This is a genomic window from Pseudonocardia sp. (assembly GCF_035305885.1).
Taxonomy (GTDB): Bacteria; Actinomycetota; Actinomycetes; order Mycobacteriales; family Pseudonocardiaceae; genus Pseudonocardia.
The window spans coordinates 20226-34229 of record NZ_DATGOP010000083.1; the positions used below are offsets into that span (position 1 = coordinate 20226).

15 protein-coding genes are annotated in these 14004 nt (G+C 74.4%); 10 read left to right on the top strand and 5 right to left on the bottom strand.

Annotation, left to right across the window (positions count from 1 at the left end):
* Positions 1 to 174 precede the first annotated feature (174 nt).
* Both VKZ81_RS17330 and VKZ81_RS17335 read left to right on the top strand, forming a co-directional pair.
* Positions 175 to 3024, top strand: a complete 2850-nt coding sequence (locus VKZ81_RS17330) for a carboxypeptidase regulatory-like domain-containing protein (RefSeq protein WP_324242618.1) — start codon at positions 175 to 177, stop codon at positions 3022 to 3024.
* A gap of 8 nt (positions 3025 to 3032) precedes the next feature.
* Positions 3033 to 3869, top strand: coding sequence for an alpha/beta hydrolase (locus VKZ81_RS17335; RefSeq protein WP_324242619.1), 837 nt, complete (start codon positions 3033 to 3035; stop codon positions 3867 to 3869).
* Here VKZ81_RS17335 and VKZ81_RS17340 read toward each other — a convergent pair.
* Positions 3852 to 4538, bottom strand: coding sequence for an acetoacetate decarboxylase family protein (locus VKZ81_RS17340; RefSeq protein WP_324242620.1), 687 nt, complete (start codon positions 4536 to 4538; stop codon positions 3852 to 3854). The genes VKZ81_RS17335 and VKZ81_RS17340 overlap by 18 nt on opposite strands.
* A gap of 198 nt (positions 4539 to 4736) precedes the next feature.
* Here VKZ81_RS17340 and VKZ81_RS17345 point away from each other — a divergent pair, with 198 nt between their 5' ends.
* Together VKZ81_RS17345 and VKZ81_RS17350 are read left to right on the top strand one after the other, a co-directional pair.
* A complete protein-coding gene (locus VKZ81_RS17345) occupies positions 4737 to 5225 on the top strand; it encodes a cysteine dioxygenase (RefSeq protein WP_324242621.1) in 489 nt (162 codons plus the stop codon).
* Complete coding sequence (locus VKZ81_RS17350; protein ID WP_324242622.1) at positions 5222 to 5587, top strand: rhodanese-like domain-containing protein; 366 nt, start codon at positions 5222 to 5224, stop codon at positions 5585 to 5587. Before VKZ81_RS17345 ends, VKZ81_RS17350 begins: the two co-directional genes overlap by 4 nt.
* Here the strand turns inward: VKZ81_RS17350 and VKZ81_RS17355 are convergent.
* Both VKZ81_RS17355 and VKZ81_RS17360 read right to left on the bottom strand, forming a co-directional pair.
* The gene (locus tag VKZ81_RS17355; RefSeq protein ID WP_324242623.1) at positions 5584 to 5952 is read right to left on the bottom strand and encodes a VOC family protein; all 369 of its coding nucleotides are present in this window, start codon (positions 5950 to 5952) and stop codon (positions 5584 to 5586) included. The two genes, VKZ81_RS17350 and VKZ81_RS17355, sit on opposite strands and share 4 nt — an antisense overlap.
* A gap of 19 nt (positions 5953 to 5971) precedes the next feature.
* Positions 5972 to 6406, bottom strand: coding sequence for a MarR family winged helix-turn-helix transcriptional regulator (locus VKZ81_RS17360; RefSeq protein WP_324242624.1), 435 nt, complete (start codon positions 6404 to 6406; stop codon positions 5972 to 5974).
* 112 nt (positions 6407 to 6518) lie between these two features.
* On the opposite strand from VKZ81_RS17360, the gene VKZ81_RS17365 reads away from it, so the two are divergent.
* Positions 6519 to 7679 (top strand): MFS transporter, encoded by a 1161-nt coding sequence (locus tag VKZ81_RS17365; protein WP_324242625.1) that lies wholly within the window; start codon positions 6519 to 6521, stop codon positions 7677 to 7679.
* Between the two features lie 59 nt (positions 7680 to 7738).
* On the top strand, positions 7739 to 8158 hold the full coding sequence (locus VKZ81_RS17370) for a hypothetical protein (RefSeq protein WP_324242626.1): 420 nt from the start codon (positions 7739 to 7741) through the stop codon (positions 8156 to 8158).
* Positions 8159 to 8161: 3 nt separating this feature from the next.
* Here VKZ81_RS17370 and VKZ81_RS17375 read toward each other — a convergent pair whose 3' ends face one another.
* Both VKZ81_RS17375 and VKZ81_RS17380 read right to left on the bottom strand, forming a co-directional pair.
* Positions 8162 to 8869 carry a phosphotransferase enzyme family protein gene (locus tag VKZ81_RS17375; RefSeq protein ID WP_324242627.1) on the bottom strand — a complete coding sequence of 236 codons (708 nt, stop codon included), beginning with the start codon at positions 8867 to 8869 and terminating at the stop codon, positions 8162 to 8164.
* A gap of 91 nt (positions 8870 to 8960) precedes the next feature.
* On the bottom strand, positions 8961 to 9920 hold the full coding sequence (locus VKZ81_RS17380) for a sugar-binding transcriptional regulator (RefSeq protein WP_324242628.1): 960 nt from the start codon (positions 9918 to 9920) through the stop codon (positions 8961 to 8963).
* Between the two features lie 165 nt (positions 9921 to 10085).
* On the opposite strand from VKZ81_RS17380, the gene VKZ81_RS17385 reads away from it, so the two are divergent.
* The 4 genes from VKZ81_RS17385 (at position 10086) to VKZ81_RS17400 (ending at position 14003) form a co-directional block, all read left to right on the top strand.
* The gene (locus VKZ81_RS17385) at positions 10086 to 11438 is read left to right on the top strand and encodes an ABC transporter substrate-binding protein (RefSeq protein WP_324242629.1); all 1353 of its coding nucleotides are present in this window, start codon (positions 10086 to 10088) and stop codon (positions 11436 to 11438) included.
* The gene (locus tag VKZ81_RS17390; protein ID WP_324242630.1) at positions 11435 to 12385 is read left to right on the top strand and encodes a carbohydrate ABC transporter permease; all 951 of its coding nucleotides are present in this window, start codon (positions 11435 to 11437) and stop codon (positions 12383 to 12385) included. The genes VKZ81_RS17385 and VKZ81_RS17390 overlap by 4 nt, the downstream gene beginning before the upstream one ends.
* Positions 12382 to 13260, top strand: coding sequence for a carbohydrate ABC transporter permease (locus VKZ81_RS17395; protein ID WP_324242631.1), 879 nt, complete (start codon positions 12382 to 12384; stop codon positions 13258 to 13260). The genes VKZ81_RS17390 and VKZ81_RS17395 overlap by 4 nt, the downstream gene beginning before the upstream one ends.
* Before the next feature lie 80 nt (positions 13261 to 13340).
* Entirely contained in the window at positions 13341 to 14003 is a 663-nt protein-coding gene (locus VKZ81_RS17400; RefSeq protein WP_324242632.1) for an FMN-dependent NADH-azoreductase, read from the top strand.
* Position 14004 lies beyond the last annotated feature (1 nt).

Sequence of the window (14004 nt, forward strand, 5' to 3'; positions counted from 1 at the left end):
CACCCATTAGCCCGTGACCTGCGGCAACACGCTCCCCTTCGGTGCCTGCCCAGATCAGGATCAGGTGCTAGGTTTCCGCCGCGGGGCGAGGCGGATGCGGAGCGGAGAGCGCCGGGACATGACTGAGCGGGCGAGCGGATCAGCCACGCGACGCCCTGCGGACGGGGGAGTCCGATGAACACGCTCGTCCTGATCGGGTTGGCCCTGATCGCCGTTGGGCTCGTCCTGCTCGCCGTACGGTTCGCGCCGAGGGTGCGCCGGCAGTTCGCCGCGCAGGAGGCACGGCCCCGCACGGTCGCCGACCTCGTCCGGCTCCGCGAGCAGTCGATCGCGCAGGGCGCCCGGGCCGCGGTGGGGGACCCGCCCAAGCCCGCCGCCCAGCCCGCTGCCGCCCAGCCCGCCGAGCCGGCGGCCCCGCAGGCCGAGCGGCCCACCCCGCGGAAGCAGCCTGCGCAGGCCGCTGCGGAACCCACTTCGCCGGAGGCGCCCGCCACGCCCGCGTTCGTGCCGCCACCGCCGCGGCCGGCCCCCGTCGCGGGCCGGGTGCAGCGCGAGGCGCCCGAGCCGCCGAAGGCCGCCCTCGACGGCGACAACTCGCCCTGGCAGCGCGGCGCCCGCATGGCGGTCGGGCTCGGGGGTGGGCAGCCGTGGCGGGAGCCGCCCGCGCCGCCCGCCGCGCTGCGGGTCGTCGAGCCCGCGTCGGAGGGCTCGGGCGAGGCCGAGGAGCCCGCCGTCACGGCCGGCCCGGCGGTCCGGCTGGTGGGCGCGGAGGCGGCCGAGGCACCGTCCGCGCCGGAGGAGGCGCAGCCGCCCGCTGAGGCGGGGGAGCCCGGCGCCGGGGTTGGGGACGGTGCCGCGGGGCCGGTGGATCCGCAGCAGCAGCGGCCGGCGGGTGCGGGGTGGCCCTACACCGAGCCCGCCGAGGCGGCTGGGCGCTGCGTGGAACCCGGTTCGGAGTCGCCTGGTTCCGCCGAGGCCGATGCCGGGGACGGCTCGGCGAACGTGGGGGGCCTCGTGGGGCCGGCCGGGGCATCGCTGGGCGCGGCGGGGCCGGCGGAGGCGTCGCAGGGGCTTGCCGGAGCGAGTGGATCGGAACCTGGGGCGGCGGGCGGTTCCGCGGAACCCGCCGACGAGTCGCGCCCGGCCGCGGCGGCCGAGCCGGCGTCGCAGCAGTCGGCTGTGGGCGAGTCGGGCGGCGAGGCCGGGAGTGGTCCCGCAGACCCCGCTGGGGAGCGGCCCGCTGGAGCAGAGGTGGCGTCGCCGAGGTCGGCGGTGTGGGTCGAGCCCGGTGCCGAGGCCGCCCGGGGTTCTGCGGAACCCGCCGAGGACCGGCCTGGCGCGGCGGAGACCGCGGGGGCGGGGTCCGAGCGGCCGGCCGATCCGGTCGGACCCGGTGAGGACAGCGCGGGGAGCGTGCGGGGCCTCGTGGGGGCGGCCGGGGCGTCGGTTGCCGCTGCGGGACTGGCGGGGGTGCTGTCGCAGCGGCCTGCCGGTTCGGGTGAGTCCGGGCCTGAAGCCGCCGACGGTTCCGCGGAACCTGCTGTGGCGCCGCCCGCCGCATCGGAGGCGGCCGAACCGGTGTCGCAGCCGTCGGGGTCGGCGGTGTGGGTCGAGCCCGGCGTGGCGGGCACCGCGGGTTCTGCGGAACCCGCCGAGGACCGGCCTGGCGAGGCGGAGACCGTGGAGGCGGGGCCCGAGCGGCCGACCGGGTCGGGCGAGTCCGACCCCGCGGAACCCGCAGCGGAGCAGCGCGCCGCGGCGGGGGAGCTGCCGTCGGGGTCGGCGGTGTGGGTGGAGCCCGGCGTGGCGGGCACCGCGGGTTCCGCGGAACCCGCCGGGGAGCGGCCCGGCGCGGCAGAGCCCGGCGCCGAGCCCGGCGCCGGAAGCGTGATGGGCTTCGCAGGGCTCGCCGAGACGCCGATCGCTGCGGCCGCGCCGGCAGGTGCGCTGCCCCAGCGGCCTGCCGATGGATCCGGGCCCGAGGCCGCGGGCGATCCGGCGGAACACGCTTCCGACCGGCCCGCCGAGGCGGAGGCGCCACCGCGGTCGGCCGTGTGGGTCGAGCCCGGCACCGCGGGTTCCGCGGAACCCGCCGCCGAGCCGTCCGCCGCGGAGGCGGTGTCGCAGCAGCCGGCCGAGCCCGCCGCGTCCGGCGCCGACAGCACGGGGAACGCGAAGGGCGTCGTCGGGTTCGCCGGGGCCGCGCTCGCGACAGCGGGGGCGGCCGGATCGCAGCGCCCCGCCGGTAGCGACGAGCCCGCCGGGGGATCCGCGGAACCCACCGCCCCCGACCCGCAGGCGCCCCGCCGCCGCAGCCGCCAGACCCCCGACGAGCGGGCCGCCGAGCAGGCCGCCGCCGACCGCGCCCTGTCGCGCACGTTCGGGTTCGTCGACCGCGGCGCGCGCCCGGGCGGCGAGGGCGCGGTCGTGGAGATGGAGCAGCCCGAGCAGTCGGAGGCGCCCGCCGGCGACGGCGACGCCCTGCCCGTGCGGTACCGCGTGGTCCGCCGCGACGGCTCGGTCGTGGGCGGTGCGACCGTCACGCTGCTCGACGACCGCGGCGGCGAGGTCGCAGCAGGCGCCGCCGACCCCGAGGGGCGGGGCGTGCTCGACGCCCCGGCGCCGGGCAGCTACGTGCTCGTGTCGACCGCGCCGGGGCACCAGCCGGGCGCCGTGGCGGTCACGGTGGACGGCGCGGCGGCCGAGACCGACATCCTCATCGCCCGCTCGGCCTCCGTGTCCGGATCCGTCACCGGCGGGAACGGGCCGATCGCCGGTGCGCGGGTCACGCTCGTGCAGGACGGGGAGGCCGTCGACGCGGTGGACACCGGCGCCGACGGCACCTACCGGATCGGCGACATCGGGGCGGGCGAGTACGGGCTGTCGGTGGAGGCCGACGGGTGCGAGCCGGTGGCCGCGGTGCTCGAGGTGGCCGACGAGGCCGACGTGCGCCACGACGTCGTGCTCGCGCCCGCGGGGGGCGGCGAGCGGGTCGACGACGACGCCATGAGCGGGTTGCGCTGAAGCAGGACGTGGAGCACGAGCGGGCCGAGGGCCGGCTGCAGGGCGCCGGCGGGGTGGAGCTGTTCTGGCAGGGCTGGCTGCCGTCCGGTGAGCCGCGCGGGATCGTGCTGCTCTGCCACGGCCTCGGCGAGCACAGCGGGCGGTACGGCAACGTGGTCGGCGCGCTCGTCCCGGACGGCTGGGCGGTGTACGGCGTGGACCACCGCGGGCACGGCCGCTCCGGCGGCAGGCGCGCCCACCTGCGCCGCTACGCGGACTGGCTGGCCGACTTCGACGCGTTCCGCCGCGTGGTCGTCGCCCGGCACCCCGGCCTGCGGGTGTTCCTGCTCGGCCACAGCATGGGCGGGCAGATCGCCCTGGCCTACGCGCTGGACCACCAGGACGAGCTCGCCGGGCTCGTCCTGTCCGCGCCCGCGCTCGCCAACAGCACGGTCCCCCGGGCCGCCGTGCGGGTGCTGCGCGCCGTCGCGAAGGTCGTGCCCGTCCTGCGCCCGGTCGGGATCGACGCGACGAAGATCAGCAAGGACCCGTCGGTGTACGCGGCCTACCGGACCGACCCGCTGGTGCACCACGGCCGCCCGACCCTCGGGCTCTCCTCGGCCCTCGTCGGCCAGTTCGAGTCGCTCCCGGAGCGAGCGCGCGCCCTGCGGCTGCCGGTGCTCATGCAGCACGGCGCGCTGGACGCGATCGTCGACCCGTCCGGCTTCCGCCGGCTGGAGGCCGCCTGCGGCTCCCCGGACCTCACGGTCCGCTGGTACGAGGGCCTCTGGCACGAGATCTACAACGAGCCCGAGCGCGACGGCCCGCTCGGCGACCTGCGCGAGTGGCTAGCCGCCCACGGGTGAGCGCTGGGCCGGGCCCATCGCGAACTCGAGGTGCTCGACCACCAGCGTCGCCACCGGGCGGCGGGGAAGCCCGACGGCGCGCAGCTCGTCGGCCATCGGGTGGCCGGTGCCGAGCACGACGCGACCGCCGCCGGGGCCCAGCCGGATCCCGCCGACCCGCCCGCGGACCGGGCTCGCGAGGATCTCCCCGCCCCGCGGCGCGAGCGTGGTGAGCGCGACCGGGAAGCGGCCGGGCAGCCGCCACGGGAGCGCCCTCAGGGCGGCGGTGAGGACGTGCCTGCCGCCCTCGTCCGCGAGGTGGCAGGTGGCGTCGGCGCCGCTGATCTCGAGCTCGGCGCGGGCCAGCCACTTCGGCAGGCCCCACAGCGTCCGCCCCGCCTCCATCGTGAACGGTTGGGTCACCGGCAGCTGGTGGACGTAGACGCCGGTGCGCCCGCGGTGCCGGGCGAGCAGGGCGACGCCGACCTCGTCGTAGTCGCCGAGGTCGTTCACCCGGTAGTCGACGAGGAGCAGCACGAGCGGGGTCCGCCCGGCCGCCGAGACCAGTCGCAGGCCGGTCCCGGCGACCAGCGGCGCAGCCCGCTCGGTGCGGACGAGGTAGACCGCGCCCGCCGCGACCGCGTGCCCGATGCGCACCGGGAAACCCACCTGCCGGCCCTGGATCTCCATGTCTGGACATTGAAGCCGGTGGTCCCGGGTGGTGGGACCGGGTGGAAATGCGACCGCCGGATGTGTTCACATACGCGCATGCCGCCCGCCGCCGTACTCGGAGAGATCTGGGGGTCCCGGCGCGCGGACGCGTTCGACCAGTGCTGTTGCCCGAGCTGACCGCCCCCGTCCGCTCGATCGACACGCTGGAGCCCTCCCGTGCTGCTGCACGCCCCCACTCCGCTCGCCCTCGGTGACCTCACCGCCCTCACCCGCGACGTGGCCGCCGAGGTCCGCGCGGGCCGCCACCCCGTCCACGTCGACCCGGAGCGCCGCTGGTACCGGCTGTTGCGCAGCGACGACTACGTGGATGTCTGGCTGATCAGCTGGGCCACCGAGCAGACCGCCGAGCTGCACGACCACGCCGGCTCGCTCGGGGCGCTCACGGTCGTGTCCAGCACCCTCGTCGAGCAGCGCTGGGCCGGCCACGAGCTGCGTGCGCGGCGGGTCGGCGCGGGGCGCAGCCTCGGCTTCCCGCTCGGCCACGTGCACGACGTGGGCAACACCGAGCCGACGCCCGCGGTGTCGGTGCACGCGTACTCCCCGCCGCTGACCGCGATGTCGTACTACGCGGTGGAGCCCGGCGGGCGGCTGCGCCGCACCCGCAGCGTTCTGGTGGAATCCGGCTCGTCGGAGGGAGTGGGATGACCACCGTGGACGATCTGCTCGCCGCGGCGCGGGCGCGCCTGGAGCGGCCGGACCCGCACCGCGCGGCGGAGATGGTGCGCCGCGGCGCGATCCTCGTCGACATCCGCCCCGGCTGGCAGCGGGAGCAGGAGGGGGAGCTGCCGGGGGCGCTGGTGGTCGAGCGCAACCACCTCGAGTGGCGGCTCGACCCCGCCTCCGACGCCCGCATCTCCGAGGCGGTGGACCACGACGTCACGTGGATCGTCGTGTGCTCGGAGGGCTACAGCTCCAGCCTCGCCGCCGCCTCGCTGCAGGACCTGGGCCTGCACAACGCCACCGACCTCGACGGCGGTTACCGCGCCTGGAGGGCGGCCTTCGGCTAGCCGGCCTGGAACAGCTCCACCAGGTTGCCGGCCGGGTCCTGCAGCAGGGCCTGGCGCCCGCCCCGCCCGACGAGGACGTCGCTGCGGAACGCGGCCCCGGCCTCCCGGAGCCGGGCGACCGCGGCGTCGAGGTCGTCGACCTCGATCTGGAACCTGTTCCAGCCGCCCGGTGCGGGCACGCTCCCGTCGGGCAGCGTCTGCCCGCCGCCGCCCGCCCCCGGCGCGTTGAGCAGGAGCGTGAGCGTCTCGCGCGCGAGCATCGCGAAGCCGGGCGCGGGGCGCATCCTCACCTCGAACCCGAGGTGGGTGGTGTAGAAGGCGACGGCCGCATCCACGTCGTCGACGATGTAGCGCACGCTGGCCATCCGCCGACGCTACGCCTGATCAGGCCCGGAACAGCTCGACCAGCCTGACGAGCTCGGGCACGGTCGCGGCGTCGTCGAGCGCCTTCTTGAGCGTGGCGTCGTGCACCGGTCGGGCGCGTTCGAGCAGCTCCCTGCCCTGCTCGGTGATCTGGCTGTAGATCCCGCGCCGGTCGTCCTCGCACAGGTAGCGGCTCAGCAGCCCGCGCTTCTCCAAGCGGTTGACGAGCCGGGTGGTGGCGCTGTGGGAGAGCGCCGCCGCGCGGGCGAGCTGCTGCATCCGCATGTGCCAGCCGTCCTGCCGGGCGAGCGTGTCGAGGACCGCGTACTCCACCACCGACAGGCCGAACTCCGCCTGCAGCGCCTTCTCGAGCGCCTCCTCCAGCCGGCCGTGCAGCGCGGCGAGCGTGCGCCAGCCCTGCGCACGCACCTCGACGGCGTCGTCGGCGATCGGCATCGGCCCACCTCCTCACGTGGCACCCAGCATACCTGCTTGCCGCAATAGGCAGCGTGTGCAACTATTGCGCACGCTCTCTATCGGCGTACGTACACATCGGGAGGAACCCTCCATGCCCCTCGCCCTGTTGGCCCTCGCCATCAGCGCGTTCGCCATCGGGACCACCGAGTTCGTCCCGACCGGTCTGCTGCCGGGCATCGCCGAAGACCTCGGCGTGGACATCCCCGCGGCCGGCCTGCTGATCTCGGGTTACGCGCTCGGCGTCTTCGTCGGGGCACCGCTGCTCACGGCCGCCGCGACCCCGTTGCGGCGCAAGCCGGTCCTGCTCGGCCTGCTCGGCCTCTTCGTGATCGGCAACGTCGGCTCCGCGCTCGCGCCCGACTACGGGCTGATGATGGCCAGCCGGATCGTCGCCTCGCTGTGCCACGGCGCGTTCTTCGGCGTGGGGTCGGTGGTGGCCGCGAGCCTCGTCGCCCCGAACCGCCGCGCGGCCGCGATCGCCGCGATGTTCACCGGTCTCACCGTCGCGAACGTCCTCGGCGTCCCGCTCGGCACGCTGGTCGGCCAGGCGTTCGGTTGGCGCAGCACGTTCTGGGCCGTCGCCGCGCTGGGCGTGGTCGGCGCGCTGGGCGTGCTCGCGCTGGTGCCCGACCGCCCCGCAGACCCCGCCGCGAACCTGCGCGCGGAGCTCTCGGCGTTCCGTCGTCCCCAGGTGTGGCTGGCGCTCGGGATGACCGCGCTCGGCTTCGGCGGCCTCTTCGCCTCGTTCACCTACGTCGCCCCGCTCATGGTGGACGTCGCGGGCTTCCCGGCGGGTGCGCTGACCTGGCTCGTGCTCCTGTTCGGGGTCGGGCTCGTCGTGGGCAACCTGGTCGGCGCCCGGTTCGCCGACCGCGCCCTGATGCCGTCCATCATCTCGACGATCGGCGCGCTCGCCGTCGTCCTCGCGCTGTTCACCGTGACCGTGCACTCGCCGGTCCCCGCCGCGATCACCCTCTTCCTGGTGGGCGTCACCGCGTTCGCGACGGTGCCCGGGCTGCAGGCGCGGGTCCTCGACGCCGCGGGTAGCGCGGGCACCATGGCGTCGGCCGCCAACATCGGCGCCTTCAACCTCGGCAACGCCGTCGGTGCGTGGCTGGGCGGCGTGGCCATCGACGCCGGGTTCGGGTTCCCGGCCGCCAACGCCGTCGGCGCGGGGATGGCCGCCGCGGGCGTCGCCGTGGCCGTCTTCGCAATGGCGCTCGACCGGCGCCGCGTCCCCGTCGCCGTGTGATCGTGGGGAGCCGCGGGCCGTGCCGTAGCGTGCGGCCCCGGACGATCCGGGAGGCGAGGATGGCGGAGCGGGATCTGCCGGTGGCGGGCAGCATCGCGACGGAGGACAGCCTCGCGGTGGCGGGCAGCGTCGCCACCGCGGGCAGCGTCGCCGTCGCCGGCAGCGTGGCGACGGCGGGGAGCGTCGCGGTGGCCGGCAGCGTGGCGACCGCGGGGAGCGCGGCCGTGGCGGGCAGCGTGGCGACCGCGGGGAGCGCGGGCGTGGCGGGCAGCGTGGCGACCGCGGGCAGCGTCGGCATCGTCGGCTCGGTGCTGACGCTGCTCAGCGTGGCCCTCGCGTCGTGCATCGCCTGCCTCGGCTGCGTCGGCTGCCACCGGTGCGTGGCCTGTGTGGGCTGCGTCGACTGCGTCGGTTGCGTCGGCTGCGTGGGGTGCGTGGGCCTGCGCGGCGCCGTGGGGCAGGTCGGCGTCCGCGCCTGAGCCTCAGGCAGCGCCGACCGCGGCGGCGATCGCCTCGGCGTTGGCATCGACCCACGCCCGCGCCCGTTCCTGGCGCGCCTGCGCCCCGGGCGTCCAGTACGCCGCGAAGCCGGGCACGCCCCGCTCCGCGCCGTCCCGCACGATCTCGCACATCCAGGCGTGCGAGTCGCGCAGCGCGGTGAGGAACGCGGCGCGGCCCGCGTCGTCGAGGCCGTAGGCGTCCACCAGGATCCGCGTGCGCTCGAGTTCCCGGCCGCGGCGGACGTCCGCGGTGTCGACCGGGTCGCGCAGCGGCGCCCACAGCCTCGCGGCGGCCGCGACGTCCCAGACCGGCGAACCGGGGCCCGCCAGGTCGAAGTCGATGAGCGCAACGGCCCGGCCGTCGCGGAAGACGACGTTGTCGAGGTTCGGGTCGTTGTGGGCGATACCCCACCCGTCGAACGGGGCGGGCGCCGGGTGCGACCAGCGGTACGGCGTCGGGTCGAAGGTCGCTGCGGCGTCGTGGAAGCGGCGCAGCAGCCGCCCCACGCTCCGCAGCGCCTCGTCGGTGAGCCCCCAGGCGGGGGCGGGCGCGGTGACGGCCTGGCCGGGCACGTAGCTCAGCACCTCGCGGCCCTCGGCGTCGACGCCGAGCACCCGCGGCGCGCCGTCGAAGCCCACCCGTTCGAGGTGGCGCAGCAGCGCGTGGGTGGCGTCGCTCGTGGGCCGCATCGGGCGCCGGACGGTGTCGCCCACGCGGTGCACGCGCCCGCGATTGGCCGTGCCGCCCAGCAGCGGCACCTCCACCCTCAGGCCCCCGCTCTCATTCGCCTGCGGCCGCGATGAGGGCCTCGGCGAGCGTCGAGTGGGTCACCAAGCTGTTCACCATCCCGCCGCGGACCGCGGCGAGCACCGCACGCACCTTCGCCCCTCCGTACACGATCGCGATCACCTCGGGGATGGCCCGCATCTGCTCGGCCGTGATGCCGATCATCCGATCGGTGAGTTCGGAGCGTACGGGTTTGCCGTCGGCGTCGACGAGCACGCCGGAGATCTCAGCGCACACGCCGCGGCGCGCGAGCTCCTGCCGCTCGGCCTCGCCGGTGGCGTCGTAGAGCGTGGACTGCTCCGGTGCCCACGCCCCGACGCCCGCGACGGCGCGGGTGACCGAGTCGATGCGGGAGAACGCCTGCGCGACCTCGGGCTGGCGGCGCAGGGCCTGCGCGGTGGCGGCGTCGGGCACCGCCATGGGGGCGTAGAAGAAGTAGGCGGGCCCGCCCGCCACCCGGGCGACGTCGCGCACGACCTCGATCGAGCTGTCGTCGACGCCGGGCCGGGCGAGCGCCCCGGTGAGCTGCACGACCGGCACCGGCGCGAGCCGCTCGAGGGCGTTGGCCATGGCGCTCACCGAACGCGCCCAGGACAGGCCGAGGACGTCGTCCGGCGTGATGATCTCGGTGAGCAGCTCGGCCGCGGCGGTGCCGAGGTGGGCGCGCACGGTGGCGGGCACGTCGTCGGGCGTGTCGGTGACGACGCAGTGCTTCAGCCCCAGCGTGGACATGAGCCGGTCCGACAGCTCCACGTCGACCGAGCCCGGGTGGCCGATCTCGATCCGGACGAGCCCGCTCGCGCGCGCGTCGTCCAGCAGCCGGGCCACCTTGAACCGGCTGAGCGAGAACTCCTGCGCGATCTCGACCTTGGAGCGGCCGTCGAGGTAGTACCGGCGCGCGACCGAAGCCGTGAGCACGAGCTGCGCCGGCCCTCGCGTGCCGTGGATCGCCACTCTCGCCCTCCTCGCTCATATGAGCGGAACTTCGCCCATTCTTCCACAGGTCATTGAGTTGAGGTTGCCGGATTGCCACACTCTTTGAACGTGTGATCGGCGCTGTGCTCATCTGAGCAACCTCAGGGGGCACCGATGCGGAGGGACGCAATGAGGCGATTGAGCATGCGGACGGTGCTGCTCTCCCTCGTCGTGCTGCTGACGACCACCGCCTGCGCCGGGTGGGGCGGCGGTGTCGGCGGCGGCGGGGCGAACAGCATCAACGTGCTCATGGTCAACAACCCGCAGATGGTGGACCTGCAGAGGTTGACGGCCGAGCACTTCACCAAGGCCACGGGCATCACCGTCAACTTCACGGTGCTGCCCGAGAACGACGTGCGCGACAAGATCAGCCAGGAGTTCTCCAGCCAGGCGGGGCAGTACGACGTCGCGTCCCTGTCGAACTTCGAGATCCCGATCTACGCGCGCAGCGGCTGGATCGCGCCGATGGACCCCTACATCGCGCAGGACCCCGCGTTCGACCAGGACGACATCCTCGGCCCGATGGCCGAGTCCCTGAAGGGCCCGGACGGCCAGATCTACGGCCAGCCGTTCTACGGCGAGTCCTCGTTCCTGATGTACCGCAAGGACGTGCTGGACGCCGCCGGCATCACGATGCCCGAGCAGCCGACCTGGCAGCAGGTGGCCGACATCGCCGCCCGCGTCGACGGGGCGCAGCCCGGCATGGCCGGCATCTGCCTGCGCGGCCAGCCCGGCTGGGGCCAGGTCTTCGCGCCGCTGACCACGGTGGTCAACACGTTCGGCGGCACCTGGTTCACCGCCGACTGGCAGGCGGCGGTGAACGCGCCCGAGTTCGTCGAGGCCGTGCAGTTCTACGTCGACCTGGTGCGCGAGCACGGCGAGGCGGGTGCGCCGCAGGCCGGCTTCACCGAGTGCCTGAACAACATGATCCAGGGCAACGTCGCGATGTGGTACGACGCCACCTCCGCGGCGGGCTCCCTCGAGGCCGCCGACTCGCCCGTGCGCGGCAAGATCGGCTACGCCCCCGCTCCCGTGGTGAAGACCCCGAGCTCGGGGTGGCTGTACGCGTGGTCCTGGGGGATCCAGGAGGCCAGCGAGAAGAAGGACGCCGCGTGGCAGTTCGTCTCGTGGGCGTCGAGCAAGGAGTACGAGCAGCTGGTCGGTGAGCAGATCGGCTGGTCGAACGTGCCGGCGGGCAAGCGGGCGTCGACGTACGAGAACCCGCAGTACCTCGCCGAAGCGGGCGCGTTCGCCGAGCAGACGAAGCGGGCCATCGAGACCGCCGACCCGCGCAACCCGGGCGTGCAGCCGCGGCCCGCGCTCGGGATCCAGTTCGTCGGGATCCCGGAGTTCCCCGACCTCGGGACCCAGGTGTCGCAGGAGGTGAGCTCGGCGATCGCCGGGCTGGTCACCGTGCAGGAGGCCTTGGACCGGGGCCAGGAGCTGGCCGACGACGTGGCGGAGCGGTACCGCTCCCGGGCGGAGGGTGAGTCGTGAGTACAGCGCTCGAACCACAGACGTCCCCGGAGGCGCGGCCCGGGCTGGGGCAGGACGCCGCGCTGCGCCGGGCGGGCGACTGGGCGCGCCGCGCCCCGCTGCTGCCCGCGCTGATCTTCCTGATCATCGTGACGCAGCTGCCGTTCCTCGGCACGCTGATCATCTCGTTCATGAACTGGAACGCCTACTACCCGGACGAGGTCGGGTTCGCCGGGTTCGACAACTACCGGCGGGTGCTCACCGACGTCACCACGCGCGACTCGATCATCACGACGATCGTGCTCACCGCGTCGGTGGTGCTGGTCAGCCTGGTACTGGGACTGATCATCGCGCTCCTGCTGGACCGGGCGTTCCGCGGCCGCGGGATCGTCCGCACGATGATGATCACGCCGTTCCTCATCGTGCCGGTGGCGGCGGCGCTGGTGTGGAAGCACGCGCTCTACAACCCGGAGTACGGGCTGTTCAACGGCGTGTTGACGTGGATCTTCGGGGAGAACGCCCCGCAGCCCGACTGGATCTCGACGATGCCGCTCACGGCGGTGGTGGCGTCGCTGGTCTGGCAGTGGACGCCGTTCATGATGCTGATCCTGCTGGCCGGCCTGCAGAGCAAGCCGCTCGACGTCATCGAGGCCGCGAAGATCGACGGCTGCTCGTCGTGGCAGATCTTCCGGCACATGACGTTGCCGCACCTGCGCCAGTACCTGGAGCTGGGCGCGCTGCTCGGGTCGATCTACATCGTGCAGAACTTCGACGCCGTCTTCACGATCACCTCGGGTGGCCTGGGTACGGCCAACCTGCCCTACACGATCTACCAGATCTTCTACAACGCGCACGACTTCGGCCGGGCCTCGGCCGCGGGCGTCGTCGTGGTGATCGGAACGATCATCATCGCCACGTTCGCGCTGCGGACCGTGTCGTCGCTGTTCCGTCAGGAGGGGGCCCGATGACCGCCACCCTTGAGGCGCCGCGCACGGCGGCACCCCCGGTCAACCCGCCCGCCCGCAACGCGACCGGCACCCTGCTCACGATCCTGGCGTGGGTCATCGGCGTGCTGTTCGTGGTGCCGGTGCTGTGGATGGTGCTCACGTCCCTGCACAGCGAGGAGAACGCGGCCACCAACCCGCCGTCGGTGTTCGCGCCGCTCACCCTGGAGGGCTACGCGAACTTCTTCGGCGCGCAGACCGGCACGAGCCCGTGGCCCTCGCTGCTGAACTCGCTGACCGCGAGCGTGCTGTCCACGGCGCTGGTGCTGGTGCTGGCCATCCCCGCGGCGTACGCGCTGTCGATCCGGCCGGTGCGCAAGTGGACCGACGTGCTGTTCTTCTTCCTGTCCACGAAGATGTTGCCGGTTGTGGCCGGCCTGCTGCCGGTCTACCTGATCGCGCAGAGCATCGGGATGCTCGACAACATCTGGTTGTTGATCATCCTCTACACCTCGATGAACCTGCCGATCGCGGTGTGGATGATGCGGTCGTTCCTCGCCGAGGTGCCGGTGGAGGTGCTCGAGGCGGCCTCCATCGACGGCTGCACGCTCCCGCGCACGCTACGGACCGTCGTCGTGCCGATGGTGCTGCCCGGCATCGCCGCCACGGCGCTGATCTGCTTCATCTTCAGCTGGAACGAGCTGCTGTTCGCCCGCGTGCTCACCGCGACCGTCGCCCAGACCGCGCCGGTGTTCCTGACCAGCTTCGTCACGAGCCAGGGCCTGTTCCTGGCCACGGTGTGCGCGGCCTCGGTCGTGGTGTCGCTGCCGGTGCTGATCGCCGGGTTCGCGGCGCAGGACAAGCTGGTGCAGGGGCTCTCGTTGGGCGCCATCAAGTGAGTCGCCCCACCTAATTGGACACGGTGTCCACCTAAGGGTAGAACTGGACGCACTGTCCGGTTCTACACCTGGAGGCTGCTGTGCCCGGCCTGTTGCACCTGGACGCGAGCGCGCGTTCCCGTTCGTTCTCCCGCCGGCTCGGCGCCCGCTTCGCCGACGGCTGGCGCGCCGCCCACCCGGGCGCCCGCTACGTCCACCGCGACCTCGCCGCCGACCCCGTCCCGTTCATCGACGAGGCGTGGACCGAGTTGTGCGACGAGGTGCTGCGGCGGCGGATCACCGACCCCCGCCGCTACCACGAGGCCGTCGGGACGCCGGCCCAGCGCGCGGCGTGGGCGGTGGTGGAGCCGTTGCTCGACGAGCTGCTCGCCGCCGACGTCGTGCTGGTGGCGACGCCGATGTACAACTTCTCGGTCCCGGCCGCGCTGAAGGCGTGGATCGACCAGGTCACGTTCCCGCGCATGTCGCTTCCCGGCACGCGGTTCGTCGTGGTCTGCGCGCGCGGCGGGACCTACCTGCCCGGCACGCCGCGCGCGCCCGTCGAGCACGCCGTCACCTACCTGCGCGACTTCTTCGACGGCCACTTCGCCGTGACCGACGTCGACGTCGTGGCCGTCGAGCTGGTCAACGCGCTCGTCGACCCGGCGCTCGCGGCGCGCAGGCCGGAGCACGAGGCGTCGCTCTCGGCCGCGGAGGCCGAGATCGACCGGTTGGTCGCGGCGTCCGCCGCGGCGGTGGCATGAG